Origin of the sequence: Bacillus sp. FSL H8-0492, assembly GCF_038006145.1 — a bacterium.
GTDB lineage: Bacteria > Bacillota > Bacilli > Bacillales > Bacillaceae_G > Bacillus_A > Bacillus_A mycoides.
In genome coordinates, this window is sequence record NZ_JBBOUP010000001.1 from 5,233,215 (window position 1) to 5,254,380 (window position 21,166).

The window sequence follows — 21,166 nt, forward strand, 5'->3', positions numbered from 1 at the left end:
TTAGCATTTTTATTCGATGCCTGTTTCCTAAAATCACCCATCAGCTTTTCCTTTATTTTGTTATACTATTAATGGTATATTAAATAATGTTCGTTTAAAAATAACCATAGTATGATTAAGTATATAAGGGATGGTGCGATAATGTCTATTGAGGTACCAATTTCAATACCAAAAACGTTAATTATTATTCCAGCGTATAACGAGGAAGAAGCAATTACAGATACATTAACAAGATTATTAGAACTAAAACAGCATTTTACAGCATTAAGCATTTGCGTTATTAATGATGGATCAAAAGATAAAACAGCTCAAATCGTAAAAGATTTCCCTGTTCATCTTGTTAATTTACCATACAATCTAGGTATCGGTTCAGCTGTACAAACTGGATATAAATACGCTTATGAGAACGGATATGATATTGCGATTCAGTTCGATGCTGATGGACAACATAATCCTGATGATTTATACAAAATCATACAGCCTATTGCCGAGGATCAATGCGATATGGTGCTTGGTTCACGTTTTACAGAAAAAACAGCATATAAAGGTAGTATTTCCCGAAGAATCGGTATTTTTTATTTTACCGCTCTATTGAAAGTACTAACAAAACAAACATTTATGGATCCAACTTCTGGGTATCGTGCTATCAATCGAGAAGTAATTAAGATTTTTGCACACAATTATCCAAAAGATTATCCGGAGCCAGAAGTCCTTATTCATTTAAAAAAGAAAAAACTTCGCATTAATGAAATATCTGTAAATATGCAAGAGCGACAAGGTGGACAATCTTCCATCACTCCCCTTAAATCTGCATATTACATGGTTAAGGTAAGCCTTGCTATATTGATGCAAAAAATCGTGAAAGGTTGATAATAAATGCATATAATTACCTTTTCATTTATCTTTATTTTATTACTATTCTTCTTAATTATTAATTCCATTCGTCGTGGGACTTTAGAAACAAAATATGCTATTTTATGGATTTTTGTTTGTGTTGCAATGGCTATTTTAAGTTCTACGGATAAAATTATAAATTGGATTGGAAAACTATTAAAAGTAGAATATCCTCCGTCCATTTTATTCTTATTCGGACTATTATTCTGTTTTATTTTAATTTTTGACCTAACGAAAAAAATCTCTAAATTACACCATCAACTTGTAACATTAACGCAAGATTATGCTTTATTAAAACAAAAATTAAAGATAACAGATAAGGAATAACTTCCTAACTAAATACTAATATACTAAAGCTCCTGAATTTTGCTTGAAAAATTCAGGAGCTTTTATCATTTCAAATTATTTCTTTCTAATTATACGGGGTACCACAATAGAAAGTTGATTTACAAAGTTTATATGCGTTAAACTTATACAGATGTTCTTGTAGTCTTCTTCCTTTCAAAAGACTTGTATATATGGTACAAAACATAAAAAATTTGAGGAGATAAAAACTCTATGATGGAACAAAAACAACTCGTTTCCGTTGTCATACCTCTGTATAATACGGAAAAATATATTGAAGAAACGATGCAATCAATACTAGATCAAACATATAAAAACATTGAAATTGTAATTGTAGATGATGGAAGCAAAGATCAATCACCTTCCATCGTAAAAAAACTTGTACAAAAGTACCCCGGACAAATAAAATACGTCCCACAAGAAAATCAAGGCGTTTCAGTTGCTCGTAATACAGGAATTGAAAACGCTAGCGGAGAATATGTTGCTTTTCTTGATAGTGATGATTTATGGCATCCAACAAAAATCGAAAAACAAGTTGAAAGCATGCATACAAACAACATGAACGCTTGTTATTGTGGCTATATGAACTTTTACGAAGAGACTGGTGAAAAAGTTGAGCACACGACAAACTTTATTAAAGGTGATATGACAAAAGCTTTCTTAACGCATCAAGTTGTTGCTCAGACGAGCACTTGGATTTTCAAAAGATCTATCGTGATGGATCATAATATTCGTTTCACACCAGGATGTAGCTGGGGAGAAGACTTAGAATTTCTATTTAAATTAATGAGTGTAACAAATGTATGCTATGTAGATGAATATTTAACATATTATCGAATCTTATCAGAAGGAAATCTTTCTTCAAAGTATAAAGATTATGAATTAAAAACGGCAAAAGAATTAGAAGTATTTAATCGCATGAAGGATTGGGTTCATAATAAATCAAAAGACTTGATCGTGAATGATTCTACAGAACTTATTGAAATCCTTGAAACTTATCTATTCCCATATACAGTCATTAACAATGCTTGTATATACATTAAAGGAAGCTCTAAGTTAGATAAATCACAAGTTCAATTAATCAAGGGCGATATAAATAAATATTGTCACAAAATTTATTCAAAAAATGGAAAACGAAGCAAAAAGCTATACGCAATGCTTTGGTTTGTACGAATAAAGTTTATGTTTTCTTAAATAAAGAATACGCTTTTAAACATACTTTCCGTAAACAAATCAAATTTACAAATAGGACGAAGTACGTCCTGAAAAATAGAAAGGTCTTGTTCCATGAAAACAAATAAAATCCTTAAAAACGCCTCCTACCTCTTTGTAGGAAATATCACCGTTCGATTTGTACTAGCTATTGCTACCATTCTCTTTGCAAGATATGTTTCACCAAAGGAGTATGGGATGTTTACAACTGCTTTAGCAGTTTCCGCTGTTATTTGTTATTTTACAGATGCAGGTTTGACACATACATTTATGCGTGAAGGAACGAGAAGCAACGCTAACATTAGCGTACTAATTAGTAGTTATTTACGTATTCGTTTAGTATTAGCTATCGTAATTTCTGTGCTCTTCGCTATTTTCGCTCAGTTCTTCTATCCTGATGCTTACTTACGTGCGATGGTATATTGGGTTGTACTGCCGACAATGTTTGGAGCCACTTTACAAGGTGTTGGGATGGCTTACTTCCAAGTAACAGAACGCATGCAATTTACAGCGATTATTTCTGTAATACAAGGTGTAACAGCCGCAGCTGCTCTTCTACTAGGAATGTCCTTTAAATGGTCACTTATGATGGTTGCTGCCATGTACGGGATATCCAGTCTCGTAACAGGACTCATCGCCTTTATAATGGTAATTCGCCATACAACAGTTCATAAGGGCTGGGATAAAGGTATTTTAGATCAATTGCTCATTTTCACAATCAATGGCATTATCATTATGCTCTTACCACAGTTAGGGCCTATTATATTAGAAAAAGTCTCAACATATGAGCAAGTTGGATTCTTCGGCGCTGCATCGAAAATACCTGCTGTACTTTATCAAATTCCTGGTGTAATTGCAGCGGCCTTTTATCCAAAGTTATTTGCTTTTGGAAATGAAAAGAATATTGATGAACATAGAAAACTATCTCAGTTCGAATTAAAACTTATGTCTTTCTTAGGAATGGGAATCTCGATTCCATTTATCGCCGACCCAAGTTTTTGGATTGTTACTTTATTAGGTGAAAAATATGCACCAGCCGGTGATGCTCTTGCAATCTTAGCCTTTATGGTCATTTTACAATCTATCAACTATCCACTTGCTGATAATTTAACAACAATTGGTCAACAGTGGAAGCGTGCGACAACGATGGGGATTGGACTAGCTGTCGCTATCGTAAGTTACATCGTATTAGGTAGCCAATTTGGAATGATGGGAGCTGCGGTAGCTGCTATCATTACTGAGGTTACTTTATTAATCGGATTTACTTTATTCGTTCGTAAAGGATTTACATTACTATTCAAAGGGATTGTATTTAATACATTAGCATTTATAATCAGTTACGCCCTATACCGCACAGTATTAATTAACTTACCACCACTGGTAGCTCTAACACTTACTGGTATATTGTACGGTATTATTGGCCTTGCAATTGATCCACAAATACGCGGGTTGATTTTAGGATTTGTAAATAAAAAGCTAGGTAAGAAAATAGCATAACAGCCAAGTTCTTTTTCATCTTTATGAAAAAGAACTTGGCTTTTTATTTATTACCCCCTACATATAAAATCGTTTCTTTTGTTCCTTCATAACACCAGCTCTTCTCGACGACATTTTTCATATCCCACAATGTAATTAAACATCTTTCAATTACACTCTATATTTTCCCAGAAACAATGCAATGTTAATCTTGCAAAAATATACATTTTGAAAGGATAGCATTATACTCAAGAATTTAGTATCATGATTCAAGGTACTATTTCAAGTTGGACGGAGGATACTATGAGCTTATTAACAGTAGAAAAACTAGGCCATACATTTGGCGATCGCACATTATTTAAAGATGTATCCATGCGTTTACTAGCAGGAGAACATGTCGGATTAGTCGGTGCAAACGGTGTTGGCAAATCAACATTTATGAATATTATTACTGGTCAACTTATCCATGATGAAGGCCGTGTAGAATGGACACCTGGTACAAATTACAGTTACTTAGACCAGCATACAATTTTAACACCTGGTCGCACAATTCGTGATGTATTAGCTGACGCGTTTTTACCTTTATTTGAAAAAGAAAAAGCTTTAAATGAAGTTGCAGAAAAAATGGGAACGGCAACACCGGAAGAATTAGAGGACCTTCTTGAGCAGATGGCAGAAATCCAAGATGCTCTCGAAGCAGGTGGTTTCTATTTACTAGATATGAAAATCGAAGAGGCAGCAAGAGGTCTTGGAATTGATGCAATCGGTTTAGATCGTGATGTTTCAGCACTAAGTGGTGGACAACGTACAAAAGTATTACTTGCAAAGCTATTACTTGAGCAACCAGAAGTGTTATTACTCGATGAGCCTACTAACTATTTAGACGTTGAACATATTCATTGGTTAACTAATTATTTAAAAGAATATCCACATGCATTCTTATTAATTTCTCATGATACGGAATTTATGAACAAATGCGTTGATGTTATTTTCCATCTAGAATTTACAAAAATGACGCGCTATACAGCGACATACGAAAAATTCCTAGAGTTAGCCGAAATTAATAAAAATCAACATATAAATGCTTATGAAAAACAGAAAGAGTTTATTAAAAAGCAGGAAGACTTTATTGCAAAGAACAAAGCTCGTTATTCAACGACAGGTCGTGCAAAAAGTCGTCAAAAACAACTTGATCGTATGGAGCGTATTGATCGTCCTGAAACAGCAATTAAGCCAGAGTTCTCATTTAAAGAGTGTCGTGCAAGTAGCCGTTTCGTCTTTGAAGGTGAAGATGTAGAAATCGGATATACACATCCATTATTACCAAAACTAACAATGACAATTGAACGCGGTGAAAAAATTGCTATCGTTGGATGTAATGGTGTCGGTAAATCAACATTACTAAAAACAATTTTAGGAAAAATTAAACCTTTAAGCGGTAAAACGAGTCTTGGTGACTTCTTAGAGCCTGCATACTTTGAGCAAGAAGTAAAAGCGGATAATATAACACCAATTGATGATGTTTGGAACACATTCCCTAGCATGGACCAACATCAAATTCGTGCAATGTTAGCGAAATGCGGATTAAAAAATGAGCATATCTCTCGCCCGCTAAATCAATTAAGTGGTGGCGAACAAGCAAAAGTTCGTTTATGTAAGTTAATGGGTGAAGAAAGTAACTGGATCCTATTCGATGAGCCAACAAACCATCTTGATGTTACAGCAAAGGAAGAACTTCAAAAAGCTCTGAAAGCATATAAAGGGACAATCCTTCTTGTATGTCACGAACCAGAATTTTATGAAGGCTGGATAACAAAAACTTGGAATGTTGAAGAGTGGTCACAAAATAATTCTTAATTATAATAGAAAATCCTTGCGTTCTATATGCAAGGATTTTTTATATTATAGTATGCCTTAAGCCTCAATCGAAACTCATTTAAACTAGGATATACCGCTAAATTAGCAAGCATACCTCTAATGACTGGAATTCTTGGATTTTGCAATCTCATTTCTGCTTCTAAAACATCTAAAGTTACAAGTAACTCATCATTTTCTAATTGATCAGCTAATGTTCGTTTAAATACAATAATTTCACTTAGAAAATGTTCCTTCACCTGTTCCTTAATAAACTCGGAACTACAAAGAAATTCTCCTAGTCTCTCTTCATGTAGGACAGGTTCCTCCGAAGATTCTAGAAGCCCCTCTACTAAATTATCTATCCTCTGTAAAATAAAGGTCGAAACATAGGATAAATCAATTTCCGGTGCATTTAAAATAATTAATTGTAAATAACCGTGGCATATTCCTTCTACCATAATTACCAAATCTAATAAATATGGACTGACTTTGTCACCATAAATGGACAGTAAGCTATTCCGATAAAATGTATGAGACTCTAATTTCATCCTCATCATAAACTCTTCTACTTCTTTATTAAACGGAATTGCATTTTCTCTTGCATGCATAATAATAAATTCTTTATGTTTTTGCACATCAGTAAACTGACAATATAATTGTTTGTCAAATTTTTCACGTGGTAATAAAGATTCTTTTTCAATATCCAGCATTTTCTTCTGAATCTTGTCATAATAATATCGAAGTGTGGCCAATAATAACTCATCTTTTGATTTGAAATATAAATAAAAAGCTCCTTTTGATATACCACATGCGGTTACGATTTCTTGTACTGACGTTGCATTTACACCCTTAGTTGCAAATAACCTCATAGCCATCTCTATAATTAAGCGCTCTTTTTCTTTCATATCTTCTCTCCTAAACTTAATTTCGCATCTTATGTAAATTTAAATTCAATTTAATTTTATATTAGCAAGTAGCAAGATCCCTACCCAAAAATTTAGCGAGACAAAATTCTTTTCGAGGCCTACTATCTATATAGAAGCTCAATTAATAAAAGCTAATGATTCAGTAAGGACCAGTAAAAAATCTCTCCCCTTACAGTTTCACTTTATTATACCATCCCTTTTCATTGACGACTGACCAATCGGTCAGTTATATTATGTATTAGACTGACCGATTGGTCAATATAATAAAAAGGGAGCGCAAACATGAACAAAATCATCAATTTCACGTTAAAAAATAAGTTCGCAGTTTGGCTACTAACCATTATTGTTACTATTGCGGGTATTTATTCTGGACTCAATATGAAGCTGGAGACAATTCCTGATATTACAACACCGATTGTAACAGTAACCACGGTTTATCCTGGTGCTACACCAGAAGAAGTAGCTGATAAAATTTCAAAACCAATGGAAGAGCAACTCCAAAATTTAAGCGGTGTAAACGTTGTTAGTTCATCATCTTATCAAAACGCATCTTCTATTCAGGTAGAATATGATTTTGATAAAAATATGGAAAAAGCCGAAACGGAAATTAAAGAATCGCTCGCAAACGTGAAACTGCCAGAAGGTGTGAAAGACCCGAAAGTCTCACGAGTAAACTTTAATGCCTTTCCTGTTATTTCATTAAGCGTAGCGAGTAAAAATGAATCTTTAGCTTCCTTAACAGAAAATGTAGAAAAAAATATTGTTCCTGGATTAAAAGGACTTGATGGTGTCGCATCTGTTCAAATCGCAGGTCAACAGGTAGACGAAGTACAGCTTGTCTTCAAAAAAGATAAGATGAAAGAATTAGGTTTAAGTGAAGATACTGTAAAAAATATGATTAAAGGTTCGGACGTATCGTTACCACTTGGCTTATATACATTTAAAGATACGGAAAAATCAGTTGTTGTCGATGGTAACATTACAACAATTAAAGCATTAAAAGAATTAAAAATTCCAGCTATCCCTTCATCACCGAATGGTCAAGGTAGCCAAAACGCTGGTGCTGGAACACAAGCACCACAGATGAATCCGGCCGCTATGAATGGCATACCAACGGTTACATTAGAAGAGATTGCTGATATTAAAGAAGTTGGAAAAGCAGAATCCATTTCTCGAACGAATGGAAAAGAAGCAATCGGTATTCAAATTGTGAAGGCTGCTGATGCGAATACAGTTGATGTTGTAAATGCAGTTAAAGATAAAGTAAAAGACCTTGAGAAAAAATATAAAGACTTAGAGATTATTTCAACATTCGATCAAGGTGCGCCTATTGAAAAATCAGTCGAAACAATGCTTAGCAAAGCTATTTTCGGTGCTATCTTTGCGATTGTTATTATTATGTTGTTCCTGCGAAACATTCGAACAACACTAATCTCTGTCGTTTCTATACCACTTTCTTTATTAATTGCAGTTTTAGTAATAAAACAAATGGATATTACCCTTAACATTATGACACTTGGAGCAATGACAGTTGCTATTGGACGCGTTGTTGATGACTCAATTGTTGTTATTGAAAATATTTACCGACGTATGTCTTTATCAGAAGAGAAATTACGTGGGAAAGATTTAATTCGTGAAGCTACGAAAGAAATGTTTATCCCGATTATGTCTTCTACAATTGTAACAATCGCTGTATTCTTACCTCTTGGACTTGTAAAAGGTATGATTGGTGAAATGTTCTTACCATTTGCTTTAACAATTGTTTTTGCCCTACTTGCTTCCTTACTTGTGGCAGTTACAATTGTGCCGATGCTAGCACATTCCTTATTTAAGAAGGAAAGCATGAGAGAAAAAGAAGTACATCATGAGGAAAAACCAAGCAAATTAGCAAACGGCTATAAACGTATACTTGAATGGGCGTTAAACCATAAAATTATTACATCAAGTATCACAGTCCTCCTATTAGTAGGCAGCCTTGCACTTGTGCCAATCATCGGTGTCAGCTTCTTACCATCTGAAGAAGAAAAAATGATTATCGCAACGTACAAACCTGAGCCAGGTCAAACGTTAGACGACGTTGAAAAAATTGCAACGAAAGCTGAAAAGCATTTCCAAGATAAAAAAGACGTCAAAACGATTCAATTCTCATTAGGCGGCGAAAACCCAATGAGCCCTGGTCAAACAAATCAAGCGATGTTCTTCGTTCAATATGATAACGATACGAAAAACTTTGAAAAAGAGAAAGAACAAGTCGTTAAAGATTTACAAAAGATGTCTGGAAAAGGTGAATGGAAAAACCAAGATTTCGGAGCAGGTGGCGGTAGTAACGAAATTAAGCTATACGTTTATGGAGATAGCTCTGAAGAAATTAAGCCTGTCGTGAAAGACATTCAAAATATCATGAAGAAAAATAAAGATTTAAAAGACATAGACTCTAGTGTTGCAAAAACATATGCAGAATATACTTTAGTCGCTGATCAAGAAAAGTTAAGTAAAATGGGGCTAACTGCTGCTCAAATTGGAATGGGACTTTCTAATCAACATGACCGCCCTGTTCTTACAACAATTAAAAAAGATGCTAAAGATATAAATGTATATGTAGAAACTGAAAAACAAAACTATGAAACGATCGATGACTTAACAAATCGTAAAATTACAACACCACTTGGTAATGAAGTTGCTGTTAAAGATGTTATGACTGTAAAAGAAGGTGAAACTTCTAACACTGTAACACATCGTGATGGCCGTGTTTATGCGGAAGTTAGTGCAAAACTAACATCTGATGACGTTTCAAAAGCATCTGCCGCTGTTCAAAAAGAAGTAGATAAAATGGATCTTCCTTCTGGTATAGATGTTTCTATGGGTGGTGTTACACAAGATATTCAAGAATCATTCAAACAACTTGGCTTAGCGATGTTAGCTGCGATTGCCATTGTATACTTCGTTCTTGTTGTTACATTTGGCGGTGCCCTTGCACCATTCGCAATTTTATTCTCGCTACCATTCACAATCATTGGTGCACTCGTTGCCTTATTAATCTCTGGCGAAACGTTAAGCGTATCTGCGATGATTGGGGCTCTTATGCTAATTGGTATCGTTGTAACGAACGCAATCGTGCTCATTGACCGTGTTATTCATAAAGAAAATGACGGCCTATCAACACGTGAAGCATTATTAGAAGCTGGTACAACACGCCTGCGTCCTATCTTAATGACTGCAATTGCAACAATCGGGGCTCTTATCCCGCTTGCATTAGGATTTGAAGGTAGCGGCTTAATTTCTAAAGGACTTGGCGTAACAGTAATTGGTGGATTAACAAGTTCAACGTTATTAACACTTCTTATTGTTCCAATCGTTTATGAAGCATTAAGCAAATTTAAAAAGAAAAAAGTAAAATAAAAAAATAACCTCGCTGACTGCGAGGTTATTTTTTATTCCCAAACAAGATTAGGAAATCACCATATCCTTCTTTTCCTAAATCTTCTTTTTGAATAAAGCGTAGCGCTGCCGAATTAATACAATAACGAAGGCCGTTTTGTCCTGGGCCGTCTGGAAATACATGCCCAAGATGTGAATCTCCTTCTTTACTTCTCACTTCCGTACGCGTCATATTATGGCTAACATCCATTTTTTCTTTCACACTAGCTGACATAACTGGTTTCGTAAAACTCGGCCATCCACAGCCGCTATCGAACTTATCGAAAGAAGTAAATAATGGTTCCCCCGAAACAATATCTACATAAATCCCTTCTTCTTTATGATTCCAATACTCATTTTGAAAAGGCGGTTCTGTCCCATTTTCCTGTGTTACATAAAACTGCATCTCATTTAATCTTTCTTTTAAATGAGCATTATTCTTTGGCCAATGTTGTTTAATAAAAGCATCTCGACCTGAGCCTTTACGATATAACTCATAGCGAAATGTATTCTTCTTATAATATCCTTGGTGATATTCTTCAGCTGGATAAAACGTAGCAGCTGGCAATATTTTTGTCGCAATTGGCTTCGAAAAATGCCCACTTTTCTCGAGCTCTTCTTTTGAAGCCTCTGCCTTTTTATGTTGTTCTTCATTATGATAAAAAATCACCGTTTCATAAGACTGTCCACGGTCGTGGAATTGTCCCCCTATATCAGTCGGGTCAATTTGTCTCCAATATATATTTAACAACTCTTCATACGGCATTTTATTTGCATCAAATGTAATTTGTACTGCTTCATAATGCCCAGTTGTTTCCGAGCACACTTCTTTATACGTTGGATCCTCTTTATGGCCACCTGTATAGCCTGAAACAACCTGTATAATCCCTTCCATCTCTTCAAATGGCGAAACCATACACCAGAAACACCCTCCGGCAAACGTAGCTAACTCTATCTTTTCATTTACAGCCATTATTTCACCCCTATTCTATCTTCTCCTTACAGTATGGCATAAGGAACGTCATGTTATAAAAGAAAAAGCATCGAACATCGATGCTTTTTCTTTACTTCACTTTATTTTTTTCCAACGTCCTTCTCCATTTCATCACTTGTCACATCTAAGACATCTAATAAGAAAATGAAGATTGGAATACCGATAATAAGTCCCCACACACCTAAGAAATGCTCAGAGAAAATTAATATCATAAATGTGTAGAAGATTGGTAAGTTTGTTTTTTGAGACATAAACTTCGGATTTAATACATAGCTCTCAAGTGCATGAATTACTGTTACGATAACTACAATATAAACGACATACATAATACCGCCAATATTGTAAGCAATCATACAAAGTGGGAATAACGAGATAATAACACCCGCCACTGGAATTAAACCAAGCAAGAAAATCATTAACGCTAAACCTAGTAATTGCGGGAATCCTAATATCCATAATGCAATAACTGATAAAACACAGTTAACAATTGCAATTAAAAATTGTGCTTCGATTACTTTTCCGAATGAACGTGCAAATTTCTTTCCGAAATACTCTATTTCGTTATAGAAAATTGCAAGTCGGCTTTCTTTAAATTTCGAAGTAAAAGCAACGATACGTGCTTTTTCAAGTAAGAAAAATAAGCTTAAAATTACAGAAAGTAAAACTTGAAGGCCAAATTTCCCAACATTCGTAATAGATTTATACAAAATGTCTACGCCTTGCCCCACATATTTAGAAAGCTCCATATGATTAACAGCATTAACTGCATACTTAATTAATTCACTATCAGGTGGATTTCTTAAAAATACATTAAATTGATAAATCAATTGTGAAATTTGTATTGTTAATACCGGTAAATATTTAAATAGCGTAATGGCAATTCCTGCCACCAACATTACATATAAAAGCGCTATAATAATTTTTCGATTAATTGGCATGAAATGATCTAATTTACGAGAAATAAACTTTTGGAATCGATCCATTAAATACGTCAACATAAACGTAATTAAAATTAAATTTAACATACTTTGCATCCCATACAATATGAGAGCAAGTAATACTAATACGATTAACCTCTGAAATCCTTTGCTTTGAAACAGGTTTTTTATTTGCATAATCGACGAGTACTCTCTCCTGTCCTATAAAGTAAAACGTTAACAAGTAGATCTCTCTCTATCCTCTACTTATAATTATCCTTTAATATTAAAGCCATTGCGAGCAATTTATATTCAACCCTAACCACCCGTTAATTGTGCTATATATTATGTTACTTCTTATTTTACAATACAATGACCTATTTCAGAACGCATTATACGTAGTATTAATGAAGATTTAAGGAAACTTTTATCCTTCAATAGGTCTTACCACTACTGTAACATAAAAAGCAAGCTATCAGTAGAAATCCGTCCTACAAATAACTTGCTTTTATATTTTTTTTAGTAAGTTTTATCATCCAATAAACGGCATGAACATTGGAATAACCACCACTGTTACGACACCAACCACTGTCACAGCGATACTGGCCATAGCTGCTTCTACTTCACCCATTTCGATACCTACTGCAACCCCTAACGCATGTCCTGCTGTTCCAAGCGCTAAACCTTTAGCAATCGGATGTTTAACTCTAAATGTTTTTAAGAATAAAGCTCCTAATGCGTATACGATAACAGCATTAAAGATAACTGCAAATGATGTAATTGCTGGAATACCACCGATACTTTCAGAGATTGGTAATGCAATTGCTGTTGTTGCTGCCTGCGGTAACATTGAGTTCATTACAGCTGTGTCTAGACCAATTGCTTTTGCGACAATGTACACAACAACCACTGAACAAATAGATCCAACCACAATAGCCGATAAAATTTGCCACCAATATTTTTTTAACTTATCAACTTGTTTATATAATGGAATTGCAAACGCGATTGTTGCTGGTTCTAAGAAGAAGCTAATCATTTTTCCGCCAGTATTATATTCTTCAAAAGTAAAGTTACCTACTTTTAGAAAGACAATCCCTAATACCATCGCTACGAATAATGGTGTGAATAAGAAGAATCCTTTTGAATGCTTAAATAATAATGTTCCGATTCCGTATGCGATTAATGAAACGACGATTCCGAAATATGGAGTCATTGTGCTTGCCATGTTCATTCCCTCCTAACAATATATACTAAATTGGTTACGCAACTTTTCCGTGCTTGCGTCCTTTATTTACTACTTTCAATTCTTTCGTATCTTCTATTTCTTTATCGTCTTTTCCTAAAATAAATTGTGCAAATAATCCTGTTACAGCGAGTAAAATAATTGTTGCGACAACAATTACAGTTAAAATTTGTACAAAATATTGTCCCATTACACCGAGAGAATTAATAACCGAAATACCTGATGGAACGAAAAGGAATCCGATAATACCTGTTAAAGCCGTTCCGAGTGATTCAACTTGTTCCAATTTAATAACTTTTAAACATAATAGGCTAAATAAAATAACTAATCCGATCACCGATGAAGGCATCGGAATTGGTAAATGCGTTGCAATAATATTAGAAACTAACATAATAGCTGAAAATATGAATGCTTGTGATAAGAAACTATATACTTTTTTCGTACTCATTTTGGCCACCTCTTTCGATTTGGTACCTTTATTGTATAAGATAAAAATAAAACTGTAAGCGTTTACATAACAGAACGTCAAATATACAAAATTAGTTACAAAAATAGGCAGACGAAATACAAAAAGCTGCTTCTTAAATACGAAGCAGCTTTTTAAGTTCTTTTGCATATGTACGGCTAACCGGGACTTTGGATCCCTCTTTCATAATTAAGTTATAAGTCGAATTAAACCACGGCTGTATCTCAGAAATATGATTAATATTAGCAACGAAACTACGATGAACACGCATAAAAATTGTTTGTGGTAATTTCTTTTCCAAAATGACAAGCGTATCATGTGTTACATATGTTTCTTTCATTGTTTTTACAGTTACTTTCCCATCTACAAGCCCTACATAAATAATATCTTCAATGTTAACAAGTACAATTGATTCCTCAATTGGTAATGCTAATTTATGCATCTCGGCCGTTACATCTACACTCTTTACATCTTGCTTTGTTTCTAACTTTATTTGCTTTTGTTTTTTATATTTCTTTAACGTCTGTACGATACGTTCTTCATCAAATGGCTTTAAAATGTAGTCTAACGCATCTACTTCAAATGCTTGCAATGCATATTGATCATAGGCAGTAGCAAACACAATTGAAGGTGGATTTTTCATTTTCTTTAATATATTTGCGATTTCAAATCCATTATCATCAGATAACTGAATATCTAGAAAAACAATATCTGGTTTGTTTTTCATTAATTCTTCTAATGCATCCTCTACACAATCCGCCTCACCAATTATCTCTACTTCTTTTGTTTTCTCTAATAAATATTTCAATTCATCCCGTGCTAACATTTCATCATCAACTACTAATACTTTTAACACTCCGTTTTTCCTCCTCTACTTTTTTCGGAATCACAAAGAGGATCTTTGTCCCTTGCTCTAATTCACTTTCAATTTGAAGCATTGTCTCTTTCCCAAATAACCCGATAAGTCGTTCATTAATATTATATAAGGCTGTTCCCGTCCCTTTCTTTGATGGAACTACCATTTTTCCTAATTCCTCTAGACGTTCACTCTCAATCCCTTGTCCATTATCCTTTACTTCAAAGTGAACCATCCCTTCTTTTTCAAACACATGTACCTCGACTTGGCACACTGGCTGCTTTTTCGGAAAAGCATGGCGCAATGCATTTTCAACTAATAGCTGAAGCACAAATGGTGGAACTAAAGTCACCTTTAGTGCCTCTTCAATGTACATATTCACTTCATACTTATTCGGAAACCTCGCTTGCTCTAACGATAAATATGCATGTACATGATTCAACTCTTGTTCTAATGGAATAAGTAATTGTCGTGCCCCTTGCAAATTACAACGAAAATAAACGCTAAGCTGCAATAATAATTTTCTCGCTTTCTCTACATCTGTTCGACATAAAGCTGATACTGTATTAATTGCATTAAATAAAAAATGCGGATTGATTTGTGCTTGCAACGCTTTTATTTCGGCATCTTGCAATAACTTACTTTGTAACTCAGCTTCACCTAACTCAAGCTGTGTGGAGAATATTTTCGCTAGCCCTTCCGCTAACTCTTCTTCAACACGACTTAATTGATTAGGGTTTTTAAAATAAAGTTTTAATGTTCCTATCGTATTTCCATGTGAAGTTAATGGAATAACAACTGCCGCTTGTAATGGACACCCTTCATGTTGACAATTAATAATCTCACGTGATTTTGCCTTCATTATTTTCCCTGTTTTTAATACTTCTTTTGATAAACCTGTTATTAAACTGTGTGAAGGAATATGATGATCTGATGCTAATCCAACGTGAGCTAAGATTTCCTCTGTATCTGTTAAGGATACCGCATCTGTTCCCGTAAAGCGGTGAATAATTTGTGCCACATGTTTACAAGACTCTTCTGTTAGCCCTTGGCGGAAATATGGTAACGTCTTATCAGCAATTCGTAATACTTTATGCGTTTGCAAAGCTTTTGCGTTTTCTTCTTGTCGTAAAATAGCTAGTATCATCGAAAGTAAAATGAAACTGCCAAAACTATTTACAAGAATCATCGGTAGCGCAATTGTTTTCACAACACTAAGTCCATCTTCTATAATTAATAGAATCATAAGCATTTCTAAAGTAACGATAAAAACACTTAAAATCGCAGAAAATTTAGGAGTAATAGTACGGTTATATTTTTTGAAAATGTATCCAATATAACCTGTTATAATCCCAGCCAAAATTGATGAAATTGCACAACTTACTGCCGTCGTCCCACCAAGCATATAACGATGAATACCCGCAAATAGAACCTACTCCAATTCCGACGATAGGACCGCCAAGCAATCCACTAATTCCAACACCCATGATTCGTGTATTCGCAATTGTGCTGGATGATGAAACACCTTGTAACCAATTTTCATTCATAATAGTATTTCCTGCTATTTCAATCCCTGTGTAATTGCTTACAATTGTAAACACTGAAAAAATACAAATAAGCTTAAACTTATCTACATATCCGTCTTGCTTATGAAGAAGACGCCGGAACGTTTTAATATGAGAGAGTAAAAATCCTAAAATAACAATAAGCCCGACGCGTTCAATCATCATAAGTACTAAATTTAGCATCTGTGATTCATTCCTTTTTATATTAGTTAGTTTTATTATGGGAAAATAATGAAGCGTGCGTCAAGGAGAATGAAATGTTTTTTGAAATATTTTACACATAACTATCCCCTCTTTATTTGACAATCTAACAGAAGAGTGCTAAAAATAAAGTAATATAATACAGTCCTTTAACCCAACCCCGTGAGGTTGAGAAGGAAGTCGGAATATACTATACGTATGGTCTTTTTTAGGGATACGTATGCTTTTTTGGCCTTCTCATCATATCAGGTGAGAAGGCCTTTTGTTATTCTTCCATAGCGACTGTAGAAGAAAATAAGGAGGATTAATGATGAACGTCACTACTGATATACAATCAACAACAGAGGAGACGAAAGAGAAAAGATATAAAACATTGTTTGGTTCTGCGCTAGGATATGCAGCAGAAGGTTTAGACATGTTGCTCTTATCTTTCGTACTCGTCTACATTTTAAAAGAATTTCATTTAAGCCCTGTTGAAGGTGGAAACTTAACATTAGCTACCACAATAGGAATGCTAATCGGGTCTTATTTATTTGGATTTATTGCTGATTTATTTGGGCGTATCCGTACGATGGCCTTCACAATCTTACTATTCTCACTAGCAACAGCACTTATTTATTTCGCAACAGATTATTGGCAATTATTAATTCTTCGCTTTTTAGTTGGAATGGGAGTTGGTGGTGAATTCGGGATTGGGATGGCCATCGTAACTGAAACATGGTCTAAAGAAATGCGCGCTAAGGCGACATCCGTTGTTGCACTTGGATGGCAATTTGGCGTACTAGTCGCTTCACTCCTTCCGGCATTTATCGTCCCACATTTCGGATGGAGAGCTGTTTTCTTATTTGGACTCATTCCCGCTCTACTAGCTGTTTACGTCCGCAAAAGTTTAAGTGAACCGAAAATATGGGAACAAAAACAACGATACAAAAAAGAATTGTTACAAAAAGAAGCTAAAGGTAATTTAACAACTACTGAGGCAGAACAACTAAAGCAAATGAAAAAGTTCCCACTTCGAAAGTTATTTGCCAATAAAAAAGTAACGATAACAACCATTGGTCTTATTATTATGTCATTCATCCAAAACTTCGGATATTATGGAATTTTCACATGGATGCCAACTATTTTAGCGAATAAATATAACTATACATTAGCAAAAGCGAGCGGTTGGATGTTCATCTCTACAATCGGCATGCTAATTGGAATTGCAACTTTTGGTATTCTAGCCGATAAAATTGGCCGCCGTAAAACTTTTACAATCTATTATGTCGGTGGTACTATATACTGTCTCATTTACTTCTTCTTATTCACAGACTCAACATCATTGTTATGGGGAAGTGCACTGCTTGGATTCTTTGCCAATGGCATGATGGGGGGATTCGGAGCAGTTTTAGCTGAAAACTATCCTGCTGAAGCTCGCTCGACAGCAGAGAACTTTATTTTCGGTACAGGACGTGGGTTAGCTGGATTTGGACCTGTTATTATCGGCTTACTTGCTGCAGGTGGTAATTTAATGGGAGCATTATCTCTCATCTTCATTATCTATCCAATAGGTTTAGTTACAATGCTATTATGTGTCCCAGAGACGAAAGATAAAGTATTAGAATAGATTGAAACTGTACGAAATGTTTATCCAAATACTGTCCCCTCAGGAAAAGTATTTGGATAAATAGCAAAGAGGAAGCATCTCAAATGAAATGCTTCCTCTTCTTATATACATACAATTATTTATTTTGATTTACTAGCTTTTTGGAACAAGAAGCTAGTTTTATCTTCTTCTTTTACAATACCTTGTTTTAACGCTAATTCCCCTGCGACTTTAGGCGCTAGCCATAGCATTGGGAATAACAGAATAGATACCGGAACAGCCGTCACTACAATGAAGGATTGTAAGGCGTTAATGCTTCCCTCACCCATATATAAAAGAATTGCCGCAACTGCGCCCATAATAAGCGACCAAAAAACTCGCAAACTAATTCTAGGATCTCCATCTCCAGTCACTGCCATTGAAATCGAATAAGCCATTGAATCTCCTGTTGTCACTACAAATAAAATTGTTAATAAAAGAAATGCAGGTCCAATAATATTAGATAATGGCAACTGCTGCGTAATTGCAATCATAGCCGCTGGCATACCTGATTCACTTAATGCGGTCGAGATAGAACCAGGATTCATTAACTCATAAAACACACCTGATCCCCCTAGTATAGTAAACCAAAACGTTGTAATAATAGGTGCAATAATTCCAATTGCAACGATGATTTCTCGGATTGTTCTTCCTCTTGAAATTCGGCTCACTAAAATTGCCATCATCGGTCCATATCCAATAAACCATCCCCAGAAAAAGATTGTCCACGATCCTAACCAAGCTGTATCACCACGATATGTGCTCATTGGAATAAATTCATTTATATAAAATCCAAACGAAGAAACAAATGAATCGATAATAAATCCACCTGGTCCAAATAGTAATACAAATACCATTAATAGAACTGCTAACCTAACATTTAAATTACTTATAATTTGAATCCCTTTATCAATTCCTGTTACCGCAGATATAGTAGAAACAGCTACTACACAAACAATAATGGCTAATTGAGTAGTAAACACATCAGGAATGTTAAACAATGCTTGTAACCCATAACTTGCTTGTAGTCCTAAAAATCCGATTGGACCAATCGTCCCTGCAGCTACCGCAATAATGGCAAATACATCGATTATTGTTCCAAGCCAACTCTTTCGCAATTTCTCTCCAAAAATAGGATATAAAAGCGTTCGAGGTTTTAAAGGCATATCTTTATGATAATGCCCGTACATCATAACTACCGCACTAATTGTACCTAAAATCGTCCAAGCCAGGAAACCCCAGTGCATATAACTTTGTGCTAAAGCAGGCATGACTGCTTCTTGCGTTCCAGCAGTTATACCTTCATGTATTGGTGGCACCGTCATCAAATGGTACATCGGCTCTGCGGCTGCCCAAAAAACGCCACCTCCAGCAAGTAATGTAGACATAATAATAGCGAGCCATTTTGTCGTACTAATCTCAGGTTTTTCTAGCCCCCCAAGTTTAACTCTCCCATATTTTGAAAACGCCATACACATTGCAACAACAAATGTACCAATTAATAAAACCTGCCAAAAGGCACCAAAATATTTAATTGAAGCTGCAAAACTGCTATTAATGGCTCCCTCTACGTAACTTTTATTTAAAATAACTGCAATTACAAATAATAAAAGTGAGCCACCACTAATAAGAAATACAGGCCAATCCGTTTTTCGACTCTTCATCCTCATTTACACTTCCTCCTTCCTCAGCAATCTAAAAAAACAACTTTATTATGTCTTCTTGTTTACACCCAAAACACAATGATTATATAAGAATAATAATTCATCAATTTCCTACACACTTATGTTGTCCCTAAAAATATGCTAAATCCCTTATTTAAAAGAAAATTTCTATTCCTATTACATAAAAAAGCAAAACAAAAGACCTTATATTTCTATAAGGTCTTCGAAACAGAAATTTGATTATAACATAAGGAACTCCTTGGTTCAAAAAGTCCTTTCCAAAAATAACCGATAGTAAAGGCTTCCATTTGCTACGTAACAGTAATTAAAAAAAATTATATTTTGCAGAAAAAAAACTATACTAGCTATTATTTATGAAAGAAATTCGGCTTCAAAATTTCATTTGGATACGGTTTATGATAAATATGAGTGGTAGCTGGCGACAACAGTGGAATGAGCCACACCCAATTACCTGTTACAACCCGTCCACAAGCCGCTTCCTGCTTCTCAAATTGTTGAAATTGTTGTGCAGCTGTATGGTGATCCACAATACTAACTCCTTGTTTTTTAAAAGAATGTAAAACAGCCACGTTTAATTCAATTAGCGCCTTGTCTTTCCATAACGTACCGTTTCTCGATGTATCGAGCTTCATCATCTCCGCAACAGCCGGAAGTAAATTATAGCGATCATGATCCGCTAAGTTACGAGCCCCAATCTCCGTTCCCATATACCATCCATTGAACGGGGCTGCCGTATAAGAAATACCGCCAATTTCTAAGCGCATATCTGAAATCATTGGAACCCCATACCATTTTGCTCCAAGTGACGAAATCGGGTATTCTGGGTGTTCAATTGGCACTTCTTTTACTTCTTCTCTCGGAATTTCTTTATATATAGGTGCCTTCCCGTTTATAGAAAACACAAGTGGCAATACATCGAAATTCGTACCTTCTCCTTGCCAGCCAAGTTCCTGACAAAAATCTGTAAACGCAGTGGAATGAGAGTCACCAATCACTCCCATTTCTGTTTTATATCCTGCATACCGAATCAATTGGTGATTATAAATTCGTATATTATTTTCTTCACCTTGATATTGCTTAAAAATTGTAATTGTCGGTTTAACTTTCCCATCGTTCGTTGCATATTTAATATGATGAATTAATGCATTGTATACACCTTCCTCATCATTTACTTCACGTGCATCTAATATGTGCATCTTACTCCAAAATAGTCTTCCGATACATCGATTACTATTGCGCCATGCCATTCGTGATCCATGAACAAGTTCTTCAAATGTATGCTCATACGTCCCCGTCTTCTCTATTTCAATTTGAATTTCTTTTATTCTCTCTTCTATGAATTGTTCTTTATTAAGCTCTTTATAGCAAACCGTAATAAAATGACTCGCTTCCTCTATTAATTGTTTCGTTTTACTCATAAACGATCTCCTTCTATTTCAACAAAACGTTACTACTTTACAGTATAAGCAAAAAGAATAAGAGTCA

15 protein-coding genes and 1 pseudogene are annotated in these 21,166 nt (G+C 34.9%); 7 read left to right on the forward strand and 9 right to left on the reverse strand.

Annotated features, from left to right (window positions below):
* Positions 1-141: 141 nt before the first annotated feature.
* From MHH66_RS27020 to MHH66_RS27040, 5 genes are all read left to right on the forward strand, one after another.
* Positions 142-870, forward strand: a complete 729-nt coding sequence (locus MHH66_RS27020; protein WP_002143936.1) for a glycosyltransferase family 2 protein — start codon at positions 142-144, stop codon at positions 868-870.
* A 6-nt stretch (positions 871-876) separates the two neighbouring features.
* On the forward strand, positions 877-1,221 hold the full coding sequence (locus tag MHH66_RS27025) for a DUF2304 domain-containing protein (protein WP_078185015.1): 345 nt from the start codon (positions 877-879) through the stop codon (positions 1,219-1,221).
* A gap of 231 nt (positions 1,222-1,452) precedes the next feature.
* Positions 1,453-2,433: a glycosyltransferase family 2 protein gene (locus tag MHH66_RS27030; protein ID WP_078185014.1), complete on the forward strand. Its 981-nt coding sequence runs from the start codon at positions 1,453-1,455 to the stop codon at positions 2,431-2,433.
* A 93-nt stretch (positions 2,434-2,526) separates the two neighbouring features.
* Positions 2,527-3,948: an oligosaccharide flippase family protein gene (locus MHH66_RS27035; RefSeq protein WP_078185013.1), complete on the forward strand. Its 1,422-nt coding sequence runs from the start codon at positions 2,527-2,529 to the stop codon at positions 3,946-3,948.
* A gap of 282 nt (positions 3,949-4,230) precedes the next feature.
* Positions 4,231-5,784, forward strand: coding sequence for an ABC-F family ATP-binding cassette domain-containing protein (locus MHH66_RS27040; RefSeq protein WP_002143940.1), 1,554 nt, complete (start codon positions 4,231-4,233; stop codon positions 5,782-5,784).
* Positions 5,785-5,807: 23 nt separating this feature from the next.
* Here the strand turns inward: MHH66_RS27040 and MHH66_RS27045 are convergent, their stop codons facing one another.
* The gene (locus MHH66_RS27045) at positions 5,808-6,689 is read right to left on the reverse strand and encodes a TetR/AcrR family transcriptional regulator (protein ID WP_078185012.1); all 882 of its coding nucleotides are present in this window, start codon (positions 6,687-6,689) and stop codon (positions 5,808-5,810) included.
* Positions 6,690-6,992: 303 nt separating this feature from the next.
* On the opposite strand from MHH66_RS27045, the gene MHH66_RS27050 reads away from it, so the two are divergent.
* Positions 6,993-10,109, forward strand: a complete 3,117-nt coding sequence (locus MHH66_RS27050; protein WP_078185011.1) for an efflux RND transporter permease subunit — start codon at positions 6,993-6,995, stop codon at positions 10,107-10,109.
* A 25-nt stretch (positions 10,110-10,134) separates the two neighbouring features.
* Here MHH66_RS27050 and msrB read toward each other — a convergent pair whose 3' ends face one another.
* The 6 genes and pseudogenes from msrB to lytS all read right to left on the reverse strand — a co-directional run bounded on the left by msrB (position 10,135) and on the right by lytS (position 16,351).
* Positions 10,135-11,100 (reverse strand): peptide-methionine (R)-S-oxide reductase MsrB, encoded by a 966-nt coding sequence (gene msrB / locus MHH66_RS27055; protein ID WP_078185010.1) that lies wholly within the window; start codon positions 11,098-11,100, stop codon positions 10,135-10,137.
* Between the two features lie 101 nt (positions 11,101-11,201).
* Positions 11,202-12,236, reverse strand: coding sequence for an AI-2E family transporter (locus MHH66_RS27060; protein ID WP_002016425.1), 1,035 nt, complete (start codon positions 12,234-12,236; stop codon positions 11,202-11,204).
* A gap of 334 nt (positions 12,237-12,570) precedes the next feature.
* Entirely contained in the window at positions 12,571-13,263 is a 693-nt protein-coding gene (gene lrgB, locus MHH66_RS27065) for an antiholin-like protein LrgB (RefSeq protein ID WP_002191346.1), read from the reverse strand.
* 34 nt (positions 13,264-13,297) lie between these two features.
* Positions 13,298-13,729: an antiholin-like murein hydrolase modulator LrgA gene (gene lrgA / locus MHH66_RS27070; protein ID WP_000104908.1), complete on the reverse strand. Its 432-nt coding sequence runs from the start codon at positions 13,727-13,729 to the stop codon at positions 13,298-13,300.
* 133 nt (positions 13,730-13,862) lie between these two features.
* Complete coding sequence (locus MHH66_RS27075) at positions 13,863-14,603, reverse strand: LytR/AlgR family response regulator transcription factor (protein ID WP_002130151.1); 741 nt, start codon at positions 14,601-14,603, stop codon at positions 13,863-13,865.
* Positions 14,581-16,351: pseudogene (gene lytS / locus MHH66_RS27080) on the reverse strand (two-component system sensor histidine kinase LytS). Before lytS ends, MHH66_RS27075 begins: the two are co-directional and overlap by 23 nt.
* Before the next feature lie 328 nt (positions 16,352-16,679).
* On the opposite strand from lytS, the gene MHH66_RS27085 reads away from it, so the two are divergent.
* On the forward strand, positions 16,680-17,978 hold the full coding sequence (locus MHH66_RS27085; RefSeq protein WP_078185009.1) for an MFS transporter: 1,299 nt from the start codon (positions 16,680-16,682) through the stop codon (positions 17,976-17,978).
* A 119-nt stretch (positions 17,979-18,097) separates the two neighbouring features.
* Here MHH66_RS27085 and MHH66_RS27090 read toward each other — a convergent pair whose 3' ends face one another.
* Positions 18,098-19,666, reverse strand: a complete 1,569-nt coding sequence (locus tag MHH66_RS27090; RefSeq protein WP_078185008.1) for a BCCT family transporter — start codon at positions 19,664-19,666, stop codon at positions 18,098-18,100.
* 362 nt (positions 19,667-20,028) lie between these two features.
* On the reverse strand, positions 20,029-21,099 hold the full coding sequence (locus tag MHH66_RS27095; RefSeq protein ID WP_078185007.1) for a nitric oxide synthase oxygenase: 1,071 nt from the start codon (positions 21,097-21,099) through the stop codon (positions 20,029-20,031).
* Positions 21,100-21,166: the final 67 nt, after the last annotated feature.

What these genes read in the sequence shown, in the direction of transcription:
- MHH66_RS27030 (WP_078185014.1), top strand. Translation starts at nt 1,453, where the DNA reads ATGATGGAACAAAAACAACTCGTTTCCGTTGTCATACCTCTGTATAAT.
- MHH66_RS27045 (WP_078185012.1), bottom strand. Translation starts at nt 6,689, where the DNA reads ATGAAAGAAAAAGAGCGCTTAATTATAGAGATGGCTATGAGGTTATTT.
- lrgA (WP_000104908.1), bottom strand. Translation starts at nt 13,729, where the DNA reads ATGAGTACGAAAAAAGTATATAGTTTCTTATCACAAGCATTCATATTT.
- MHH66_RS27025 (WP_078185015.1), top strand. Translation starts at nt 877, where the DNA reads ATGCATATAATTACCTTTTCATTTATCTTTATTTTATTACTATTCTTC.
- msrB (WP_078185010.1), bottom strand. Translation starts at nt 11,100, where the DNA reads ATGGCTGTAAATGAAAAGATAGAGTTAGCTACGTTTGCCGGAGGGTGT.
- lrgB (WP_002191346.1), bottom strand. Translation starts at nt 13,263, where the DNA reads ATGGCAAGCACAATGACTCCATATTTCGGAATCGTCGTTTCATTAATC.
- MHH66_RS27095 (WP_078185007.1), bottom strand. Translation starts at nt 21,099, where the DNA reads ATGAGTAAAACGAAACAATTAATAGAGGAAGCGAGTCATTTTATTACG.
- MHH66_RS27040 (WP_002143940.1), top strand. Translation starts at nt 4,231, where the DNA reads ATGAGCTTATTAACAGTAGAAAAACTAGGCCATACATTTGGCGATCGC.
- MHH66_RS27090 (WP_078185008.1), bottom strand. Translation starts at nt 19,666, where the DNA reads ATGAGGATGAAGAGTCGAAAAACGGATTGGCCTGTATTTCTTATTAGT.
- MHH66_RS27050 (WP_078185011.1), top strand. Translation starts at nt 6,993, where the DNA reads ATGAACAAAATCATCAATTTCACGTTAAAAAATAAGTTCGCAGTTTGG.
- MHH66_RS27060 (WP_002016425.1), bottom strand. Translation starts at nt 12,236, where the DNA reads ATGCAAATAAAAAACCTGTTTCAAAGCAAAGGATTTCAGAGGTTAATC.
- MHH66_RS27020 (WP_002143936.1), top strand. Translation starts at nt 142, where the DNA reads ATGTCTATTGAGGTACCAATTTCAATACCAAAAACGTTAATTATTATT.
- MHH66_RS27085 (WP_078185009.1), top strand. Translation starts at nt 16,680, where the DNA reads ATGAACGTCACTACTGATATACAATCAACAACAGAGGAGACGAAAGAG.
- MHH66_RS27035 (WP_078185013.1), top strand. Translation starts at nt 2,527, where the DNA reads ATGAAAACAAATAAAATCCTTAAAAACGCCTCCTACCTCTTTGTAGGA.